General features: G+C 70.1%; 19 protein-coding genes and 1 pseudogene. 9 read left to right on the top strand and 11 right to left on the bottom strand.

Features of this window, described 5'->3' with window-relative positions:
• The first annotated feature begins 79 nt into the window (after positions 1 to 79).
• Positions 80 to 556: an NUDIX hydrolase gene (locus VGT80_RS10515; RefSeq protein WP_327455530.1), complete on the top strand. Its 477-nt coding sequence runs from the start codon at positions 80 to 82 to the stop codon at positions 554 to 556.
• 52 nt (positions 557 to 608) lie between these two features.
• Positions 609 to 1,709, top strand: a complete 1,101-nt coding sequence (locus VGT80_RS10510; RefSeq protein ID WP_327455528.1) for a phosphatidylinositol-specific phospholipase C1-like protein — start codon at positions 609 to 611, stop codon at positions 1,707 to 1,709.
• Here the strand turns inward: VGT80_RS10510 and VGT80_RS10505 are convergent.
• Positions 1,684 to 2,247, bottom strand: a complete 564-nt coding sequence (locus VGT80_RS10505; RefSeq protein ID WP_327455526.1) for a hypothetical protein — start codon at positions 2,245 to 2,247, stop codon at positions 1,684 to 1,686. The two genes, VGT80_RS10510 and VGT80_RS10505, sit on opposite strands and share 26 nt — an antisense overlap.
• A gap of 134 nt (positions 2,248 to 2,381) precedes the next feature.
• On the opposite strand from VGT80_RS10505, the gene VGT80_RS10500 reads away from it, so the two are divergent.
• Entirely contained in the window at positions 2,382 to 3,077 is a 696-nt protein-coding gene (locus tag VGT80_RS10500) for a DUF1345 domain-containing protein (RefSeq protein ID WP_327455525.1), read from the top strand.
• A 112-nt stretch (positions 3,078 to 3,189) separates the two neighbouring features.
• Here the strand turns inward: VGT80_RS10500 and VGT80_RS10495 are convergent, their stop codons facing one another.
• The gene (locus VGT80_RS10495; protein WP_327455633.1) at positions 3,190 to 3,411 is read right to left on the bottom strand and encodes a cold-shock protein; all 222 of its coding nucleotides are present in this window, start codon (positions 3,409 to 3,411) and stop codon (positions 3,190 to 3,192) included.
• A 183-nt stretch (positions 3,412 to 3,594) separates the two neighbouring features.
• Positions 3,595 to 3,801 (bottom strand): annotated as a pseudogene (locus VGT80_RS10490) (cold-shock protein); the annotation flags it as partial.
• Between the two features lie 200 nt (positions 3,802 to 4,001).
• Between VGT80_RS10490 and VGT80_RS10485 the strand changes: the two are divergent.
• Positions 4,002 to 4,589, top strand: a complete 588-nt coding sequence (locus VGT80_RS10485) for a TIGR00730 family Rossman fold protein (RefSeq protein WP_327455523.1) — start codon at positions 4,002 to 4,004, stop codon at positions 4,587 to 4,589.
• A 58-nt stretch (positions 4,590 to 4,647) separates the two neighbouring features.
• Positions 4,648 to 5,001 (top strand): hypothetical protein, encoded by a 354-nt coding sequence (locus VGT80_RS10480; RefSeq protein ID WP_327455521.1) that lies wholly within the window; start codon positions 4,648 to 4,650, stop codon positions 4,999 to 5,001.
• Between the two features lie 10 nt (positions 5,002 to 5,011).
• Here the strand turns inward: VGT80_RS10480 and VGT80_RS10475 are convergent, their stop codons facing one another.
• Positions 5,012 to 6,613, bottom strand: a complete 1,602-nt coding sequence (locus tag VGT80_RS10475) for a hypothetical protein (protein WP_327455519.1) — start codon at positions 6,611 to 6,613, stop codon at positions 5,012 to 5,014.
• Positions 6,614 to 6,739: 126 nt separating this feature from the next.
• Between VGT80_RS10475 and VGT80_RS10470 the strand changes: the two genes are divergently transcribed.
• Together VGT80_RS10470 and VGT80_RS10465 are read left to right on the top strand one after the other, a co-directional pair.
• Positions 6,740 to 7,216 carry a YbjN domain-containing protein gene (locus tag VGT80_RS10470; protein ID WP_327455517.1) on the top strand — a complete coding sequence of 159 codons (477 nt, stop codon included), beginning with the start codon at positions 6,740 to 6,742 and terminating at the stop codon, positions 7,214 to 7,216.
• 155 nt (positions 7,217 to 7,371) lie between these two features.
• Positions 7,372 to 8,451, top strand: coding sequence for a pentapeptide repeat-containing protein (locus VGT80_RS10465; protein WP_327455515.1), 1,080 nt, complete (start codon positions 7,372 to 7,374; stop codon positions 8,449 to 8,451).
• Between the two features lie 168 nt (positions 8,452 to 8,619).
• Here the strand turns inward: VGT80_RS10465 and VGT80_RS10460 are convergent, their stop codons facing one another.
• The 5 genes from VGT80_RS10460 to VGT80_RS10440 all read right to left on the bottom strand — a co-directional run bounded on the left by VGT80_RS10460 (position 8,620) and on the right by VGT80_RS10440 (position 12,628).
• On the bottom strand, positions 8,620 to 9,678 hold the full coding sequence (locus VGT80_RS10460; protein ID WP_327455513.1) for an amidohydrolase family protein: 1,059 nt from the start codon (positions 9,676 to 9,678) through the stop codon (positions 8,620 to 8,622).
• Between the two features lie 57 nt (positions 9,679 to 9,735).
• Positions 9,736 to 10,014, bottom strand: coding sequence for a DUF2061 domain-containing protein (locus VGT80_RS10455; RefSeq protein ID WP_327455512.1), 279 nt, complete (start codon positions 10,012 to 10,014; stop codon positions 9,736 to 9,738).
• A gap of 99 nt (positions 10,015 to 10,113) precedes the next feature.
• A complete protein-coding gene (locus tag VGT80_RS10450) occupies positions 10,114 to 10,635 on the bottom strand; it encodes a YbhB/YbcL family Raf kinase inhibitor-like protein (RefSeq protein WP_327455510.1) in 522 nt (173 codons plus the stop codon).
• A 58-nt stretch (positions 10,636 to 10,693) separates the two neighbouring features.
• Positions 10,694 to 12,103 (bottom strand): DEAD/DEAH box helicase, encoded by a 1,410-nt coding sequence (locus VGT80_RS10445; RefSeq protein WP_327455508.1) that lies wholly within the window; start codon positions 12,101 to 12,103, stop codon positions 10,694 to 10,696.
• Positions 12,104 to 12,418: 315 nt separating this feature from the next.
• Entirely contained in the window at positions 12,419 to 12,628 is a 210-nt protein-coding gene (locus VGT80_RS10440) for a cold-shock protein (protein WP_327455507.1), read from the bottom strand.
• A 286-nt stretch (positions 12,629 to 12,914) separates the two neighbouring features.
• On the opposite strand from VGT80_RS10440, the gene VGT80_RS10435 reads away from it, so the two are divergent.
• Both VGT80_RS10435 and VGT80_RS10430 read left to right on the top strand, forming a co-directional pair.
• The gene (locus VGT80_RS10435; protein WP_327455505.1) at positions 12,915 to 13,127 is read left to right on the top strand and encodes a hypothetical protein; all 213 of its coding nucleotides are present in this window, start codon (positions 12,915 to 12,917) and stop codon (positions 13,125 to 13,127) included.
• A 46-nt stretch (positions 13,128 to 13,173) separates the two neighbouring features.
• A complete protein-coding gene (locus VGT80_RS10430; protein WP_327455503.1) occupies positions 13,174 to 15,468 on the top strand; it encodes a TonB-dependent receptor in 2,295 nt (764 codons plus the stop codon).
• Positions 15,469 to 15,478: 10 nt separating this feature from the next.
• Here VGT80_RS10430 and VGT80_RS10425 read toward each other — a convergent pair whose 3' ends face one another.
• Both VGT80_RS10425 and VGT80_RS10420 read right to left on the bottom strand, forming a co-directional pair.
• Positions 15,479 to 16,474 carry a YncE family protein gene (locus VGT80_RS10425; protein WP_327455501.1) on the bottom strand — a complete coding sequence of 332 codons (996 nt, stop codon included), beginning with the start codon at positions 16,472 to 16,474 and terminating at the stop codon, positions 15,479 to 15,481.
• Positions 16,475 to 16,505: 31 nt separating this feature from the next.
• Positions 16,506 to 17,195 (bottom strand): phosphatase PAP2 family protein, encoded by a 690-nt coding sequence (locus VGT80_RS10420; protein ID WP_327455499.1) that lies wholly within the window; start codon positions 17,193 to 17,195, stop codon positions 16,506 to 16,508.
• Between the last annotated feature and the right edge of the window lie 226 nt (positions 17,196 to 17,421).

Genomic DNA, 17,421 nt, shown 5'->3' with positions numbered 1-17,421 from the left:
GGATACTGGCCGGGCACTCGTTAAGGTTTCCATATCGGAGGCCCATCCTGCGGCTCGAAGATCGCCCCATGCGTGCCGCATGCGCCGCCGCCTGACGGCCCGCGTCCTGCTGTTCGACCCGCAGGACCGCCTGCTGCTCATGAAAGGCCGGCTGCCGAGCGACCCGGACGGCCCGGGCGCCTGGTTCACCGTCGGCGGCGGCGCCATGCCCGGCGAGAGCGTGCTGGACGCCGCGGCCCGCGAGATCGTCGAAGAGACGGGTTTCCGGACCTTCGAACTCGGCCCGGTGATCTGGCGGCGCGAAGGCCCGCTGCCGCTCGCGACCGAGACCGTCTGGATGGACGAGCACTACATCGTGGCCCGCTGCGCCGGCGGCGATCCCGTCCGCCACGGCTGGCAGGCCGACGAGCACGCCTTGATCGACGACATCCGCTGGTGGACCCACGCCGAGCTGCAGGCGACGGACGAGCGGGTCTTCCCGCCGGGGTTGGCCGATCTTCTCCACGATATCGTCGCGGGCCGCCTGCCTGAGACGCCCCTGGCCATCGCCTGGTAGCCAGCGTCACAATTCGCCGTCACCATCGCGGCAATCAAAAGGGGAGGGGCCGATGCTTGCCGCACTGTTCGCCGCCGCGCTGGCGATTTCCGGGTCCTGCGACCTGGAGCATCCGTCGGGCCGGCCCGGCTGCACGCGGGCCGCCGTGGACGCCCTGCCGATGAACAGCCTGCAGGTGATCGGCACCCACAACAGCTACAAGATGGCCATCGCGCCCAAGGAGATGGAGCAACTGCGCAAGGCCAACGCCAAGGCCGCCACCGAGCTCGACTACAGCCACATCAAGCTGACCGACCAGCTCAACACCGGCGCCCGGCAGCTCGAACTCGACTACGTCTATGACCCGCAGGGCGGCCGCTATTCGACGCCGCTGTTCCGCAAGGTGGTTCCCGACACTACCCCCTACGACCTGACGCCCATGGCCCGGCCGGGGTTGAAGGTGCTGCATGTGCCCGACATCGACTACCGCTCGGTCTGCCCGCTGTTCGTCGACTGCCTGAGGGAGATCCGCGCCTGGTCGAAGGCCCATCCCGACCACGTGCCGATCCTGATCATCATGAACCTCAAGCAGGACAATCTGAAGATCCCCGGCGCGGAGCCGCTCCTACCCTTCGACGCCAAGGCCATGGACGCGATCGACGCCGAGATCCGCTCGGTCTTCCCTGAAAGCGAGCTGATCACCCCCGACAAGGTGCAGGGCCGGCACAAGACCCTGCGCGAGGCGGTCCTCGCCGGCGCCTGGCCGAGGCTGAAGGCCGCGCGCGGCAAGTTCATGTTCGCCATCGACGAGCCGCCGAAGGTGGTGGCCGTCTATCAGGGCGGGCGCACGTCCCTGGAGGGCCGGGTGTGCTTCATCAACAGCCCGGACGAGGCCTCGCCGGCCGCCGGCTACTTCACCCTCAATGAGCCGATCGAGCTGGCCGAGCGCATCCGCAAGGACGTCCGCGCCGGCTTCATCGTGCGCACCCGCGCCGACGCCGATACCTACGAAGCGCGCAAGGGCGACTACGAACGCCAGAAACAGGCCTTCGCGTCCGGCGCGCAGTACGTCTCCACCGACTACATGCAGCCCGATCCGCGGCTCGGCCCCTACGAGGCCCACCTGCCGGGCGGCGGGCTGGCGCGGCTCAACCCGGTGCGGGCGGCGAACTAGCGGCCTGCGGCGCAGGCGCCGGCTCTTCCTTCTTCTTGCCGCCGCCCAACACCCTGCGCGCGCCCTTGACCAGGCCGCCGCCGACCTTGTTGCCGACGAAGCCGGCCGCCGCCCCGCCCAGCGGTCCGCCCGCCGCCGTGCCTGCCGCGGTGGCCAGGAGTCCGCCCACCGTCGAGCCGCCCGCGACGGCCAGGTCGACCTTGGGCGGCGGCGCCTTCTTGGGCGGTGTCGTTTCGGGGCCGGGCGGCGGCGCCACGCCGCGCCGATCGGGGTCGGGATTGGACGGGTTCGGGGCCGCGTCCCCCGGCTGCGGCGAGACCGCAGCCGGCGCGCGGGCGGCCGCGTCCTGGGCGGGGACCGAGGGCGCTTCAGCCACGGGGGGCTTGGCGGCGTCGCCCGCACGCCGCTCTGCGGGGACCGGCGCGTTCGCCGCCGGTGCGCTGGGCTGGCCAGGCGACAGCGGCTTCACGTCCTGGGCCCGGGCGGCGGGCCCGGCCACGACAGCGCCCGCGGCCATCAGCCCTAGGATCCTACGCATCGCACGCTCCTCGCATATCGCTCCGCGAGGCATTTCAACGCCTTGGCGCGAGGCGAGTTCAGTCGCTGGGCCGTGGCGCCGAGCCGGGACTCGCGCGAAGATCGCCGCGGCCAGGGGGCCGGGAGACCGCAAACATGGCCAAGGCGCAGGCGCCCCGGCGACGCAGCTGGTTGACGATATTCGCCGCCCGTCCCCGGCTGCTGGCCGCGGCCCTGGTCGGCGGCGTGGCCGGTCTGGCGCTGGCCAAGTTCGAGCCCGCCCTGCCCGAGGTCACCGACGTGGTGATCGGCTGGGATGTGATGTGCGTGCTGTTCATGCTGGCGGTCACCGGGGCCCTGATCGGTCACAGTCCCGACGACATCCGCGCCCGCTCAGAACGGGAGGACGAGGGCCGCGGGTTGATCCTGGCCCTGGTTCTGATCGCCGCCGCCGCCAGCGTGGCCGCCATCGCCGGCGAGCTCTCCCTGGCCAAGACCGCCCACGGGGTGATCAAGGCGGGCCATGTGGCGCTGGCCTTCGGCACCGTCGCGGCGTCCTGGCTGATGATGCAGATCGTCTTCGCCCTGCACTACGCCCACGAATACTACGATGAGAATCCCGAGTGCGACGGCCACGACATGAAGGGCCTGCACTTCCCCGGCGAAGAGCTCCCCGACTACTGGGACTTCGTGCACTTCTCGGTGGTCATCGGGGTGGCCTGCGCGACGGCCGACATCGAGTTCAGGTCAAAGGCGCTGCGCCGCATCGGCACGATCCACAGCCTGGTGGCCTTCGCCTTCAACACCATGATCGTGGCCCTGACGATCAACCTGCTGGCCGGGCTGTTCTGAGGCCGAAACGAAAACGAGGCCGCGTAGCCGCGACCTCGTTCCGGACGCGCGGCGGGCGCGCGCCTTGTCTTGATCCGTGCAGAAGGCCGCCCCGGAGGTAGGCCCCGAAGACCTAGTCCTGAACCTTCAGGTTCGTGGCCGAGGTCTTGCCGCTGCGGCGATCCTGTTCGAGGTCGTAGGCGACCGCCTGGCCCTCGTTCAGGCCGCGCAGGCCCGCCTGTTCCACGGCGGAGATGTGCACGAACACATCCTGGCCGCCGCCTTCCGGCTGGATGAAGCCGAACCCCTTGGTGGGATTGAACCACTTCACCGTGCCGCTGCCGGAGCCCGCCACTTCGCCGCGCGGACGGTCGAAACCCCCGCCGCCGCCGCCGGCGCGCGGGCCGCGGTCATAACCGCCGCCACCGCCGCCACCGCCGCCGAAGCCGCCACCACCGCCGCCGCCGAAGCCGCCCGACCGCGGGGGCCTGGAGCCGCCGCCGCCGCCACCGCCGCCCGACGGCGCCGGGCCGTGGCCGGTGACCACGAGATTGCCCGCCGCCAGCTTGCCGCTGCGCCGGTCCTGTTCGAGATCGAACTCGACCGTGTCGCCTTCGTTCAGGCCGCGAAGGCCTGCCTGCTCGACGGCTGAGACATGGACGAAGACGTCTGCGCCGCCATCGTCCGGTTGAATAAAACCAAAGCCCTTAGCGGTATTGAACCACTTGACCGTGCCGCTCGCCATTCGTGTGCCTAACCGAGATAGAAGTCTTGCGCCGCGTAGCGTCGCATGCGGCGCCCGGCCAACAACGTGTCGAGCCGTGCAGGCCTTGTAACCGCGGAAAAGGCGTCAGGCCAGCCGGACCGTGACAGAAGGCCGCAATCGGCCTATCAGCGTGCGCTCTTTTTCCCCAAGAGCCCCCCACCGCCCGGGACAGCGCCGCCTTGAAAAGTATCTGTGTCTACTGCGGCTCCTCGGCCGGAAACGACCCCGCCTACCTCGCTGAAGCCGAGCGCGCCGGGACCCTGATCGCGCAGGCGGGATTGACCCTCGTCTATGGCGGCGGACGGGTCGGCCTGATGGGCCAGGTGGCCGACGCGGCGCTGGCGGCTGGCGGCCAGGTGATCGGCGTCATGCCGGAAGACCTGGTCAACCAGGAGATCGCCCATACCGGCCTCTCCGAGTTGGTGGTGGTCAAGTCCATGCACGAGCGGAAGTGGAAGATGGCCGAGCTCGGCGACGCCTTCCTCTCACTGCCCGGCGGCCCCGGCACCTTCGAGGAGTTCATCGAGCAGTGGACCTGGGCGTTGCTGGGCTTCCACGCCAAGCCCTGCGGCTTCGCCAATGTGAACGGCTACTACGAACTGTGGCGCAAGACCGTGCAGCAGATGATCGACGCCGGCTTCGTCGCCCAGCAGTACGGCGACATGCTGATCTATGAGCCGACCACCCAGGCGGTGCTGGAACGCTTCCGGAGTTACGTCCCCCCGCCGCCCAAGTGGGGCGTGGCGCCGGTGGAGCAGCGGTATTAGGGGCGATGGGCGCATCCAATGGCCGGCGAGGGTCGACGCTTTTGTAGGGCTCGATATCATGCGCTGCATGACGCTGGAAAAATGGACAAGCGAGCTGCGCGAATGCGGCAAAGCCGCGGTCGTCGATTGGACGCGGATTGACATGCTGTGGAGGCAGTTGGCCGCAGAGGCCGAGCGGATCGCCTCATCCGTCGCGCCCGGCGCCTTCTGCACTGCGCAGGAGTGGGATCAACGGATCGACTGCACCATCAAGCTCTCCGACGGGAAGATCGTGGGCGAGATGATCTTGCTCAGTGAAGTGACAGTTCAGCGGGTCGAGGAGACCGCCGAGCGACTGCGGAGACGATTGGCAGGCGAGAACGTCCCGCTCATGAATGAACTTTGGCCACCCATCCGGATCATTTCCAGCTAATTGCAGCGCTTCAGATCAGATCGACCCCCGGCATCCTCGCATTGCCGCGCCAGGCGCGCCCGGCTTCGGCGTGGTGCGCGGCGGCCTCGGGCCTGTGGAGCTTCGTCTCCGCCTCCGCCAGGATCTCGAGCGTCAGCGGATCGCCCGGCCAGATCTTCAGGCTCTTCTCGGCGTCCTTGGCGGCCTCGTCGGCCTTGCCGGCCTTCAGCTCGGCGGCGGCCAGGCTGCGGCGCACGGGATACCACCAGGGCGGCGGGTCGAAGTTGGTGGCGTAGATGCGTTCCTGCGTCGTCGCCGCGGCGCCGAACGCGGCGGCGGCCCGATCGGCATCGCCCTTCAGCATGGCGGCCCGGCCCTCCAGCACCGCGGCGGCGATGCTGATGACGTTGTTGTCGCCGGCCGATCCGCGGATGGCGGCGGCCTCCGCCAGCACGCCGTGCGCATCGCCCTTGGCCGCGAAAGCCTCGCCGCGGGCGTAGTGGCGCATGATCTTCATGTAGGGCGCGTCGTCGTCGCCCTCGGGGAGCGCCAGCGCCTTGTCCGGCGCGAACCGGCCATAGGCGATGTAGCTGCGGCCGACGGCGGTGGCGCGGCGGTCGGCCGGCGAGCCCGCCGGGAAGGCCACGGAGGCGTGGTCGGCGTATTTCAGCGCCAGGCCGCGGTCGCCGGCCATCAGCGCGCCGGCCAGGCCGAAGGTGTCGTTGTGCAGATAGTAGCGTGGGCCGCTGATCGGCCCCTTCAGCCCTTCCCTGGCGCCGAAGTCGGTGTCGGTCTTCATGGCGTCGGCGTTCAGCACCGCCACCTCCTCGTAGCGGCCGACGCGGAACAGGGTGTGGCCGCCCATGTGCACCAGGTGGCTGGCCTCCGGCGCCAGGCCCGCCAGCTGCTCGGCGTAGGGCAGGGCGAGCGCCGGCTTCCCGGCCGCCTCGGTGGCGTGGATGTAGTAGTGGATCGCCGCGGTGTTCCTGGGGTCGCGCTTAAGGATCGGCTCCAGCAGCGCCAGGGCCGGCTGGACGCCCGCGAAATTGTTGCTGCGGTAGGGCGTCAGCAGAGCGTGCGCCGCCAGCGCCGGGATGTCGTCAACGCCCGGGAACTGCGGAGCCAGCGCGGCGAGCGCGTGGCCATAGGCGAGCTCGCGGTCGATCGGCTTCTGGCCGGCGCGATAGCGCGACTGCAGCGTGCCGGCGAGCGCGCGCGTGCGGTCGTCCTTGGCGAGCTTGGCGGCCTGGTCGGCGAAGCCCAGGGCGGTCTTCAACTGCTCGGGCGGCACGTCGAAGTTCAGCGTCGGGCCAAGCGACAGGGCCTCGCCCCAGGCGCAGAGCGCGCAGTCCGGATCGGCCTTCATGGCCCGCTCGAAGGCGACCTTGGCCTCGTCATGGTAGAAGGCGTGATAGAGCTGAAGCCCATAGTCGAACCAGGCCTGCGCCTCGGCCTTGGTGGTGTCGGCGTGGAAGCCGCCGGAGCCCATGCCCTTGACGATGGTCAGGGCGCGGCCGGGCGGCTCATGGGCCTCCGCGGCGCAGATGTAGCCCACGCCCAGCGAGGTGGGATCGCGCCCGGAAAGGCCGGGAACCGCGAGCGTCAGGGCCGCCGCCGCCAGCGCCAGTTTCATCCGATCGTCCTCCCTCGCCGCGGGCAGCCTACGCCACCGCCACAGGTCGGCGATAGACGCCTGCAAGCTTGACCATGGGTCCATCGAGGTAAAGGCTGCCGTTTCATTTCATCTTGGGGGGATGACATGGAACTCAGGACGCTCGTTGCCGCCGCGGTGATGGCCTGCAGCGTCTTGGCGGCCGGCCCGGCCGTTTCCCGGAACCTGCCCGCGGGCGGGGTGACCCGGCAGGAGGTGGCGGCCTGGCTCGAGGCCGGAGGCCATCCGGCGACCATCCACGCCGACAGCGCCGGCGAGATCATCGTCTCCTCGTCGAACGGCGGCGTGAACTGGGACATCTACTTCTACAAGTGCGCGGCCGGGCGCTGCGCCGACATCCAGTACGCCGCGGGCTGGACAGAGATCACGGGCATGACCCTCGACAAGGTCAACCAGTGGAACCACGACAAGCGGTTGATCCGCGCCTACCTCGGCCCCAAGAGCTCGGTGTGGGGCGAATATGACGTGGTGCTGAGCCCGGGCGGAAGCTGGGAGCAGCTCGACACCAGCCTGCGCGACTGGAGCAGCGCGGTCCTGCGGTTCAAGACCTTCATCCTCGGCTGAGACCGCTCTACTGGCGCGGGATGTGAGCCCCGGTTGCCGCTTAAGAGTTGCGATACTCATTTGAGGCATTGTCGCCTCCCATGACGCTCACGAGGCTGACAAATCAGGCTCTATCTGAGCCGATCAGACTCAAGCGCGAGCGCTTCGAGGCGCTGGTGAGCGCCCACGAATCCTTCCTCCTCGGCCGGCCGGGGGGCCGCCGGGCGACGCTCAGCTTCATCGTCGCCACCGGCTATGTCTGCGACGGCCGCACGCTCGCCGACGCCCGCTTCGATGGCTCCGACTTCACCGGCACCAGCTTCGCGGGCGCCGACCTCAGCCGCGCCTCGCTCTATTGCGCCAATCTCACGCGCTGCGACTTCCGCGGCGCGCGGCTGCAGCGGTGCGACCTGCGCGGGGCGACCTTCGCCGGCGCGACCCTGGTCGGCGCCAACCTCGACCAGGCCGATATGCGCGCCGCAGTGCTCTGGGCCAGCGATTCGCTGCGCGGCATGCGCCGGGTGGGTGCGCGGGGCGAGGCGCTCGACGGCGAGCCTCAGGCGGGCGGCGGCGTGGCCCACGGCGTCGACTTCTCCAACTGTTCGCTGCAGGGCGCGCGGATGCGCGAAGCCAACCTCAAGAACGCCGATTTCAGCGGAGCCAATCTCGCCAACGCGGACCTGCAAGGCGCCAAGCTGGAGGGCGTGCGGCTGCGCGGCGCGATCCTCACCGGCATGGACGTGAGCCGGCTGAACCTGTCGCCCGCCGCGCTCAAGGACTGCGTGTTGGATCCCACGAAAGAGGCCGTGGCCCGCGTCGCCCACATCCGCAGCGAGCTCGATCGGTCGCACGACTGGATCACCACCGGCGGCAGCCCGGCCCATCTCGAGGGCTTCGACCTGCGTCCCGCCGCGGAGCTGTTCCGCGAACGTTTGCTGGCCGGTCTGCAGGCGAGCGAGGCCATCGCCGTCGGCGTCGATTTCTCGAACGCCAAGCTGCAGGGCGCGAACTTCGACGGCGCCGACCTGCGCGGCGCCCACTTCACCGGCGCCGACCTGCGCGGCGCCTCCTTCGTGGGCGCGAACCTCGCCCACGCCAGCCTCGGCGGCATCGAAACCGGCGAGCTGGAACTGCGGCCGGGGCTGAGGCTGCCCACCCGGTTCGATGGCGCGAACCTGGTCGGAACCATGCTGACCCCACCGGACGCCGCACCACCGCCTCCGGCCGCTAGCGAAGGGCCGACCGCAGTCGGCTAACGGGCCTTGGCTCCGCCGCCTCGTGCGGCGCGTCCGAGACGTCGGCGGGCATGGACGCGGCCTGGACCTGGCGCTCGGTCGCCGCCAGCCAGATCCAGTGGTGCAGGATGTGCACGACCAGGGCCCACGTGTGGCTCAGCCTCGTGTCCCGACATGCGCGCCCCGCGCCTAGCCTGAGCTAAGGTCCAGCTTGTAGACCTTCGTAGCGGTCCCTGAGAACAGCGCCGTCTTCTCGGGCCCCGACGCGCCTTTGGCGATGTGCTTGAAGGCGTTCCACAGGGTTGCGTAGCTGCAGGCGCCCATGTCCACCGGGAAGTTGCTCTCGAACATGCAGCGCTCGGCGCCGAACGCCTCGATGCAGGTCTCGACATAGGGCCGCCATTCCTGCGCGAGCTGGGTGGAGGGCGCCCGCGGTTCGGCCAGGAACGAGGGGAAGTTGCAGAAGGCCATGGCCAGGCCACCGAGCTTGACGACCACCCTGGGCGACTTCGCCAGCTCGCGGATGTTGTCGCGCCAGACACCGAAGCGCTCCTCCAGCTTGCCGGCGTAGCTCCCCCGCCCAAGCGGGGTTCCTACGTGGTCGAGCACGATAGTGGTGTCCGGGAAGGCGCGCGCCAGGTCGACGAGGTCGGGCAGCTGCGGCTCCAGCAGCCAGGCGTCGAAGCTGAGCTCCATCCTGGCGAGGTGCTTGAAGCCGGCCCGGAACGGATCCGACCGGTAGAGTCCCGCCTCGACCCGGTTGAGGGGCCCCAGCACCTCCTTGTCCGCCTCGAAGGAGGCGGAGTTGCGGATGCCGCGGAAGCGCCCGCCGCCGGCCCGGACATGGGCCTCCAGCACCGGGGCGACGCCATCGCCCAAGAGCAGGTCGGCGCGGCTGACGATCCCCGCGCAGGCGCGTATCGGGCCATAGGTCCCGCTGGCGCTCATCGCCGCGACGCCGTTCACGAACTCGGTCTCGCCGACCCCGCGATATTCCACCGGCCCGTCCGCCTTGTAGAAGGCGCCGCACTCCACGAAGACCGTGCCGATGACGTTGTGGCCGCTGCCGGTGTCGGCCAGCAGCTCATCGAGCAGATAGCGCCGCGCGTCGCGGATCGCAGCCAGGAACGGATGGGCCGCGATCTCCGGCGGTGGCTCCGGGGCATGGCGGCGATCCCACAGGTGGTGGTGCGGATCGACGATCGGCAGCTCGGGCTCGAGGATCTCTTCAGCCGTGCCGACGGTCATTGGGCACCCTCCCTCATCTGGTTGGGCGACACCCTAACGTCGGGATGTTCGAGACCGCTAGTGGGCGATGGCCGGCGCGGCCGCGGCGACGGGCGGGCCATCCGTGGCGGCGACCACCTGATCGGCGCGGCCCATGGGCACGAAGGCCCAGGCGCGCTCGTGGAAATAGAACAGGATGATCTTCGTGAAGGTCTCCACCGAGGCGATGGAGGCGGCGAACACCAGCCGGCCGGTGACGAAATAGCTGATCACGAAGGTGTCGATGCTGCCGAGGATCCGCCAGCTGATCGCCTTCAGGAACGACCGGCCGTGGGCTTCAGGCGCGCGCAGGAACATCGGCTATCCCTCCAGTGGCCCTGCCTAGATGGCATCACGGCGCGGCCTTGCCACGCAAGTTATTCCCACTCCGGCGATAGGTTTTCTGAGGCGACGCGCCTAGCGCTGGACGCTGCCGGTCAGGGAGGCGTGGGCGATGGACTGCTTGAGGAGGCGCGCCTCGAGGTCATGGGCGTCGGCATCGGGGGCCACCTCAACGCGCGGCTCGCCGAGCGCCCAGACGGTGATCTGGTAGTGGTGGACGCCCGAACCGGACGGCGGGCAGGGGCCGGCGTAGCCCGCCGCCCCGAAGTTACTGACCACGCCGCGCGCGCCGCTCGGCGGCGCCTTCAGCCCACCGGCGAGGTGATCCACCTCGGGCGGGATATCGACGACGATCCAGTGGGACCAGGCGTGCGGGGCCACGTCCTCGTCGATCATGGTCAGCACGAAACTGCGGGTCGCCTTGGGTGCGCCGGCCCAGGCGAGCGCCGGTGACAGGTTCGAACCGCCGCAGCGCGGATAGATCTGGGCCGCGGCGACGACGCCGCCCGGCTGGATATCGCCGCTATGCAGCGTCATGGCGGCCGCGGGCGCGGCGGCCATGACCGCAAAGACCATCAGGGCGGCGGCTATTCGCATCCGAGCTCCCTCCACGGCGTTGCCGCGGAGGATAGCAAGGTCACGTCAGGGCTCAAGCCTAGTGGTTCGACCAGACCCCGCCGCGGTTCTCCCGGCGCGGGCCCTTGAAGCCGCCGCGGGCCGGGCGCGCCTGGCCCTGGCCGCCTTGGCCGCCCTGGCGAGGTTCGCCGCCACGCGCCGGACCGCCGTCATGACGGTGGCCGGCCTTGGCCGGGGAATGGTTGCGGTTCTGCGCCTGGCGGTGGTCGCCGCGGTGCGACTGGCCCGAAGACCTGTTCGGACGCTCCGGCTTGCCGGCCACCTCCGGCATCGCGGCCGTGGCGGCCCCGAGCTGGCGGTCGTTGCGGCGATCGAAGGAGGGGATCCGTTGCCGGCTCACCTTCTCGATGTCCTTCAGCAGGTTGCGTTCGTCGTCGGAGCAGAAGGCCACCGCCGAGCCGTCGGCGCCGGCCCGGGCGGTGCGCCCGATCCGATGCACATAGGCCTCCGGGACATTGGGCAGGTCGTACTGCACGACGTGGCTGACCGCGTCGATGTCGATGCCGCGCGCGGCGATGTCGGTGGCCACCATGGCGCGGACCTCGCCGGCCTTGAACTGCGCCAGGGCGCGCTCGCGCTGGCCCTGGCTCTTGTCGCCATGGATGGCGGCCGCCTCGACGCCCAGCTGCTCCAGGCCGCGAGCCACGCGGTCGGCGCCGCGCTTGGTGCGGGTGAACACGATCACGCGCTTGAAGCTGGCGTCATCGAACAGCTCGCCGAGCAGGGCGCGCTTGCGCGACTGCTCCACGAACAGCACGCGCTGGTTCACCTTCTCGACGGTGGTCGCCTGCGGGGCCACCGAGACCTTCAGCGGGTTGGGGCCGAGGATCTCCGAGCCGAGCTTTTCGATCTCGGCCGGCATGGTGGCCGAGAAGAACAGGGTCTGCCGCTGGCGCGGGATGTATTTCACGATCCGGCGGATCGGCATGATGAAGCCCATGTCCAGCATCTGGTCGGCCTCATCCAGGACGAAGGTTTCCACGCCCTCGAGGACGATGGTCTTCTCCTGAAGGTGGTCGAGCAGGCGCCCCGGTGTGGCCACCAGCACGTCGACGCCGGGCGCCATGGCGCGCAGCTGGCCGCCGTACTTCACGCCGCCGAACACCACGGCGACGGAAACGCCGATCTGCTTGCCGTAGGTCTTGAAGCTCTCGCCGATCTGGGTGGCGAGCTCGCGGGTGGGGGACAGCACCAGCACCCGGCACGAGCGGCGCGGGGCCGGCTTACGGTTTTCGGCGAGGCGATGGAGGATGGGAAGGGCGAAGGCGGCGGTCTTGCCGGTGCCGGTCTGGGCGATGCCCAGCAGGTCGCGGCCGGCCATGACGCCGGGAATGGCCTGCGCCTGGATCGGCGTGGGCGTGGTGTAGCCTTCGTCGGCCAGGCTCTTGAGCAAGGGCTTGGCGAGGCCGAGGTCGGTGAATTGAGTCAAAAGTTGATCTTTCGCGTATGCGCCGAGCGCGGCCTCACGGCTGAGCCGGGGTCGCGGGAAGCGCGGGGTCTTTTGGGGAGCGCCCCGCGTGATGGGCGATCTGATGATATCTACTGCGCTCGACAGGCTGGACTGCGTTCTGGCAATCCCACGCGGCTGGAGCACGGAGGGCGCCGATGATCCGGCGCGGGGCTGACATCGTGTCAACGGGCAGGGAAGTCAACCCGCGCGGGCCATTTGGCCGCGGGGGTGTCTCTTCAAAGCTTCACTAGGAAAAGGGGCCGGCGCGGGCGCCGAACCCCCGTTTCAGGTCGTCTAGGCCGCGGTCAGATCGCCCGCTGCGGTCTTGCCGCTCCGGGCGTCTTGTTGCAGCTCGAAGTTGATCTTCTGGCCCTCGTGGAGAGAGGCCATGCCGGCGCGTTCCACGGCCGAGATGTGGACGAAGACGTCCGTGCCGCCGTCGTCGGGCTGGATGAAACCGAAGCCCTTTTGGCCGTTGAACCACTTAACAGTACCGGTCGTCATAGGTGCATCCCTTTCCGGGAATAGTACTCGCGAACCCAAGAAGGGTGCGGAGATCAAATTGTCGGAGAGGGTCGAGGGCGGATCCCGGGTGCGAATTCTGCAATTCAACCCGGAAAGCAGGCGATCCTTAGCGATATTCGATGCTTCGGATAATGGGTGGCGAGGTCCCTGGTTGCAAGTTTTATTTGGATAATTCTACCCTCTGACTTGGGTTTTATGGTAAAGTCCGCGCCACGACGGTTCCAGTCGCCGAAGGCTCTGGTTCGACAGGGCCCAGGAGTTCCCGATGCGCGACGTTCCCGAACGGGCAATCTTCACGGTCATTCGCCATGACGGCCAGTGGGCCGTGGAACATCAGGGCGAATACTTCGGCCATTCGGTCGACAAGGAAGTCGCCAAGGCCCACGCCAACAAGCGCGCCCGCGCCGCCCAGGACGCCGGCCGTCCCTGCCAGGTGCGCGTGCACGGCGAGCAGGGCTACTACGGCATCCCCGCCTAGCCCGGGCTTTACCCGCGCGGGCGACGCTCGCTAGGGTCTGCGGCCCATGCGTCACCGGCTTTTCGCCCTCCTCGCCGCCTCCGCCTTTGCGCCGGCCGGCGCGCTCGCTGCGCCGCCCGAGGTCTCGACCGTCGTCGTGGTCGGCCGCGCGCCGCTGGCCGGCTCCGAGGTCGCCGCCGACCAGGCGGTGGGCGCCGTCACCACCCTCAACGAAGACGATCTGCGGCCCACCGGCGGCTCCAAGCTGCTGGAGGCGCTGGAACGCCACGCGCCCGGCGTCAGCCTCAACAACGAGCAGGGCAACGCCTTCCAGCCCGACGTCGTCTACCGCGGCTTCGAGGCCTCGCCCCTGCAGGGCGCCGCCCAGGGGCTGGCGGTCTATGTGGACGGCGTGCGGCTGAACTCGCCGTTCGGGGAGACGGTGAACTGGGACCTGGTGCCGGAGGGCGCGATCCGCACCATCACCCTGCAGGGTTCCGACCCGACCTTCGGCCTCAATACGCTGGCCGGATCCATCGCCGTGCGCCTGAAGACCGGCTTCGACGACCCCGACGGCGACCTCGAACTTTCCGCCGGCAGCTTCGGCCGCCGCCGGGCCGAGCTGCAATACGGCGCCGCCGCCCAGCACTTCGGCGTCTACTTCGCCGCCACCGGCTTCCACGATGACGGCTGGCGGCGGTTCTCGCCCAGTAACGTTCGCCAGCTCTACGCCGACCTCGCCTGGCGCGACGGGCGCTGGAAGGTCGACCTCGGCCTGACCGGCGCGAAGAACGATCTCACCGGCAACGGCCCGGCGCCCGTGGAGCTGCTGGCCGCCGACCGCCGGGCGGTGTTCACCCAGCCGGACACCACCCTCGATCGCTTTGGCCAGGCGCGGCTGTCGGCCGGCTACCAGGCCTCTTCGCATCTGTCCCTGCAGGGCCAGCTCTATGCCGGACGCCTGCAACAGCGGACGGCCAATGGCGACGCCACCGACGCCCAGCCCTGCGCCGCCGGCGCGGCCGTCCTCTGCCTCAACGACGACGGGCCGCCGCTCACCGATGCCCGCGGCGCACCGATCGCCGCCTTCAACGGCGACGGTCCCTATGCCGCCTTGAACCAGACCGCCACGCGGACCGACCGCTGGGGCGCGGCGGTCCAGCTGGTCTCCACCGCCCCGCTCGGGCCCCTCGCCAACCAGTTCACCGCCGGCGCCAGCTTCGACGCCGGCAGCACCGGCTTCCGGGCCGACACCCTGGTGGGCGCCATGACCGCCGAGCGCGGCTTCGGCGGGCCGGGCGTGCTGATCGACCAGGCCGGCGGCCCCATCGCCCCGCTCAGCCTGACGGCGCGCACGCGCTATGTGGGCCTCTACGCCACCGACACGGTGCACCTGAGCGAGGCCCTGGCGTTCACGGCCTCGGGCCGGTTCGACCGCGCCGAGCTGAACCTGCGCGACCAGTTGGGGACCGCGCTCACCGGCGACCACCGCTTCGACCGCTTCAATCCGGCGCTCGGCGTGACCTACAAACTGACGCCCCGCCTGACCGCCTATGCCGGCTACGCCCAGGCCAGCCGGACGCCCACGCCCGCCGAACTCTCCTGCGCCAGCGCGCAGGCGCCGTGCACGCTGACCGACTTCTTCGTCGGCGATCCCGACCTCAAGCTGGTGACCGCCGACACCTGGGAGGCGGGCCTGCGCGGCCATCATGCGCGCGGCGCGGCGGCGCTGACCTGGAGCCTCGGCGTCTATCGCACCGAAACCCACAATGACATCATGCGGGTGGCGAGCGCGGTGCGCGGCCGCGGCTTCTTCGAGAATGTCGGCCAGACCCGCCATCAGGGCGTCGAGGCTCAGGCCGAACTCACCGCCGGCCGGTGGCGCGCCTTCGCCACCTACGCCTTCACAGACGCCACATTCCAGACGCCACTGACCTTGACCAGCCAGGACAATCCCTCCGCCGACGCCAATGGTCTGATCCAGGTGATCCCCGGCGACCGCATCCCCGACGTGGTCCGCCAGCGGGTCAAGCTCGGCGTCACCTATGAGACCGGCCGCTGGCGCCTCGGCCTGGACGCCGCCTACGCCTCGGGGAGCTTCCTGGCCGGGGACGAGGCGAACCTGCAGCCGCCGCTCCCGCCCTATGTGGTCGCCAACCTCTCCGGCGCCTGGCGGCTGAACCGGCGGCTTGAGCTGTTCGGGGTGGTCGAGAACCTCGCCGACCGCCGCTACGCCACGGCCGGGACCTTCGCCCAGACCTCGCAGGTCTTCCTCGCCGAGGCGCCCGGCGCCTCCAACCCACGCAGCCTGACGCCGGCGTCGCCCCGCAGTTTCCAGCTCGGCCTGCGGCTGAGCTTCTAGCGGCCCGCCGTCAGGGCCCGACGACCAGGATCTGGAAGGTGCCGGGAACCGTGGTCGGTCGCCCGCCGCCCGCCGGCGCCACATATTCGGCGGTGGGCAGGTAGATCCGGCCGGTGCGCTCGTCGACGGCGATGGTGCGCGCGCCGCGCTGGGTGGTGACGGTCTCGGCGATGCGCCCCTCGCCCTTGGAGAAGGCGATGACGCTCAGCGTCCCGTCGCGGCCGGCCGGCACGAAGGCCAGGTGGCGCTTGGCGTCATAGGCCACGCCGTCGGCGCCCTTGCCGGTCGGCAGGGTCTGCAGCACCTTGCCGCTGGTCGCGCTGACCAGGGCGGTTGCCCCGTCGCAGGCGGCGATCAGGAGCTTGTCCTGGCGATCGTAGGCGAGGCCCGTCGGGCCGTCGCATCCGGTGAGCGGCCAGTGCGCCGTCACCTTGCGGCCCGCGATGTCGAGCACCGCGATCTCGTTCTTGTTCTCGACATTGACGAAGGCCCGGCCGGCGCCGTCGGCGACGCCTTCTTCCAAGGTCCCGCCCACCGCGATCGTCCCGACCACCTTGTGGGTCTTGACGTCGATCAAGGTCACGTCGCCGGCCAGGTGGCCCATCACGAAGGCCAGGCCCGACTTGGGATCGACCGCGGCGTCGTCCGGCCCCTTGCCGGTGGGCACGCTGGCGATGGTCGCTCCGGTGATCGCGTCGGCGAAGATCGCGCTGTCGGTGGCCCCGTTGGTCACCAGCATCTGGCGGCTGTCGTCCACCGGCAGGGCCACGTGCTGGCGGCCGCCGGGAACCAGGCCCACGGTGGCCTTCTTGGTCGCCAGGTCGATGGCCGTCACCGCCACGCCGCGCGGGATCAGGATCCGGTTGTGCGCCGCATCGATGCGCAGGTAGTCCCAGCCGCCGTCAGGCCCCGGGATCTTGTCGACCACATGGTAGCCCGGGCCTGCCGCCTGGGCCGCGCCCGCCATCGCCAGGGCCGCGATCGCGCCTGCCGTCCACCGAACCATCTGCCGTCTCCGCTTGGGTTGCCTGCCGATGCTACGAAGACTTGGCGACGCCGTCGCGTCCTTTCGTCAGCCGCAGCACCCCGGCCCAGGCGATCAGGGCGACGCCGGCCCCCGCGCACCAGCCGGCCAGCACGTCGCTGGGCCAGTGGACGCCGAGGTAGATGCGGCTGACGCCGACGGCGACCATCACCACGATGGCCGTCGCGAACACCAGCACCCGGGTGGCGCGCCGCGGCTCCAGCGTCGAGACCAGGGCCGCCAGCGTCAGATAGACCGTGGCCGCCAGCATCGAATGCCCGCTCGGGAAGCTGGCGGAATAGACGTAGGAGCCGTGCGGCACGAGCTCGGGCCGCGGCCGTCCGTAGAGGTTCTTCAGGAGCTCGCTGCCCACCTGGGCGACCAGCACAGCGCCTACGAACACCCCGGCGTGCCGCAGCTTGCGGTGGAAGATGAAGATCAGCGCCGCCACGATGGTCACCAGCGTCAGCACGGTCACGCCGCCCAGCGCCGTCACGTCGCGCATCGCCTCCTGGAAGCCGTGCGGGCCGAGCGGCTGGTCCGGGTGGCCGGGCGTTTGGAAGGCCAGCAGGATCTTGCGGTCCAGCGCCAGGGTCTCGCCCTCGCGCATTTCCCCGCCCACCGCCAGGAACGCCCACACCGCCGCGGCGGCGGCGAACAGCATGATGAGCGCGCGGGACTCCAGGCGACGTAACAGGTTCATGCGGCCTCCAGGCGCCTCAACGCGCGAAACCCGGGAACGCGCGCCGCCGTCCGGCGGCAGGCCGCGACCGATCGTCGGATGAGCGGGAATTCACTTTCTCTTAACCGGTCGAGTCGCCAGAACAGAGGCATCGAAAATTCGCGCGCTGGGGGGCGTCGCCTTAGGAGCTGCCCGTGATCGGCCTCATCGCCGCGGTGTCCATTCTAGGCCAGGCCCCCGAGCTGCC

Source organism: Phenylobacterium sp., assembly GCF_035944335.1.
Taxonomy (GTDB): Bacteria; Pseudomonadota; Alphaproteobacteria; order Caulobacterales; family Caulobacteraceae; genus Phenylobacterium.
This window is presented reverse-complemented; position numbering and strand designations above follow the sequence as displayed.

Excerpts from the sequence above, each read along its gene's own strand:
- VGT80_RS10515 (WP_327455530.1), top strand. The coding sequence starts at position 80 with ATGCGCCGCCGCCTGACGGCCCGCGTCCTGCTGTTCGACCCGCAGGAC.
- VGT80_RS10510 (WP_327455528.1), top strand. The coding sequence starts at position 609 with ATGCTTGCCGCACTGTTCGCCGCCGCGCTGGCGATTTCCGGGTCCTGC.
- VGT80_RS10505 (WP_327455526.1), bottom strand. The coding sequence starts at position 2,247 with ATGCGTAGGATCCTAGGGCTGATGGCCGCGGGCGCTGTCGTGGCCGGG.
- VGT80_RS10500 (WP_327455525.1), top strand. The coding sequence starts at position 2,382 with ATGGCCAAGGCGCAGGCGCCCCGGCGACGCAGCTGGTTGACGATATTC.
- VGT80_RS10480 (WP_327455521.1), top strand. The coding sequence starts at position 4,648 with ATGCGCTGCATGACGCTGGAAAAATGGACAAGCGAGCTGCGCGAATGC.
- VGT80_RS10475 (WP_327455519.1), bottom strand. The coding sequence starts at position 6,613 with ATGAAACTGGCGCTGGCGGCGGCGGCCCTGACGCTCGCGGTTCCCGGC.
- VGT80_RS10470 (WP_327455517.1), top strand. The coding sequence starts at position 6,740 with ATGGAACTCAGGACGCTCGTTGCCGCCGCGGTGATGGCCTGCAGCGTC.
- VGT80_RS10460 (WP_327455513.1), bottom strand. The coding sequence starts at position 9,678 with ATGACCGTCGGCACGGCTGAAGAGATCCTCGAGCCCGAGCTGCCGATC.
- VGT80_RS10455 (WP_327455512.1), bottom strand. The coding sequence starts at position 10,014 with ATGTTCCTGCGCGCGCCTGAAGCCCACGGCCGGTCGTTCCTGAAGGCG.
- VGT80_RS10450 (WP_327455510.1), bottom strand. The coding sequence starts at position 10,635 with ATGCGAATAGCCGCCGCCCTGATGGTCTTTGCGGTCATGGCCGCCGCG.
- VGT80_RS10440 (WP_327455507.1), bottom strand. The coding sequence starts at position 12,628 with ATGACGACCGGTACTGTTAAGTGGTTCAACGGCCAAAAGGGCTTCGGT.
- VGT80_RS10435 (WP_327455505.1), top strand. The coding sequence starts at position 12,915 with ATGCGCGACGTTCCCGAACGGGCAATCTTCACGGTCATTCGCCATGAC.
- VGT80_RS10430 (WP_327455503.1), top strand. The coding sequence starts at position 13,174 with ATGCGTCACCGGCTTTTCGCCCTCCTCGCCGCCTCCGCCTTTGCGCCG.
- VGT80_RS10425 (WP_327455501.1), bottom strand. The coding sequence starts at position 16,474 with ATGGTTCGGTGGACGGCAGGCGCGATCGCGGCCCTGGCGATGGCGGGC.
- VGT80_RS10420 (WP_327455499.1), bottom strand. The coding sequence starts at position 17,195 with ATGAACCTGTTACGTCGCCTGGAGTCCCGCGCGCTCATCATGCTGTTC.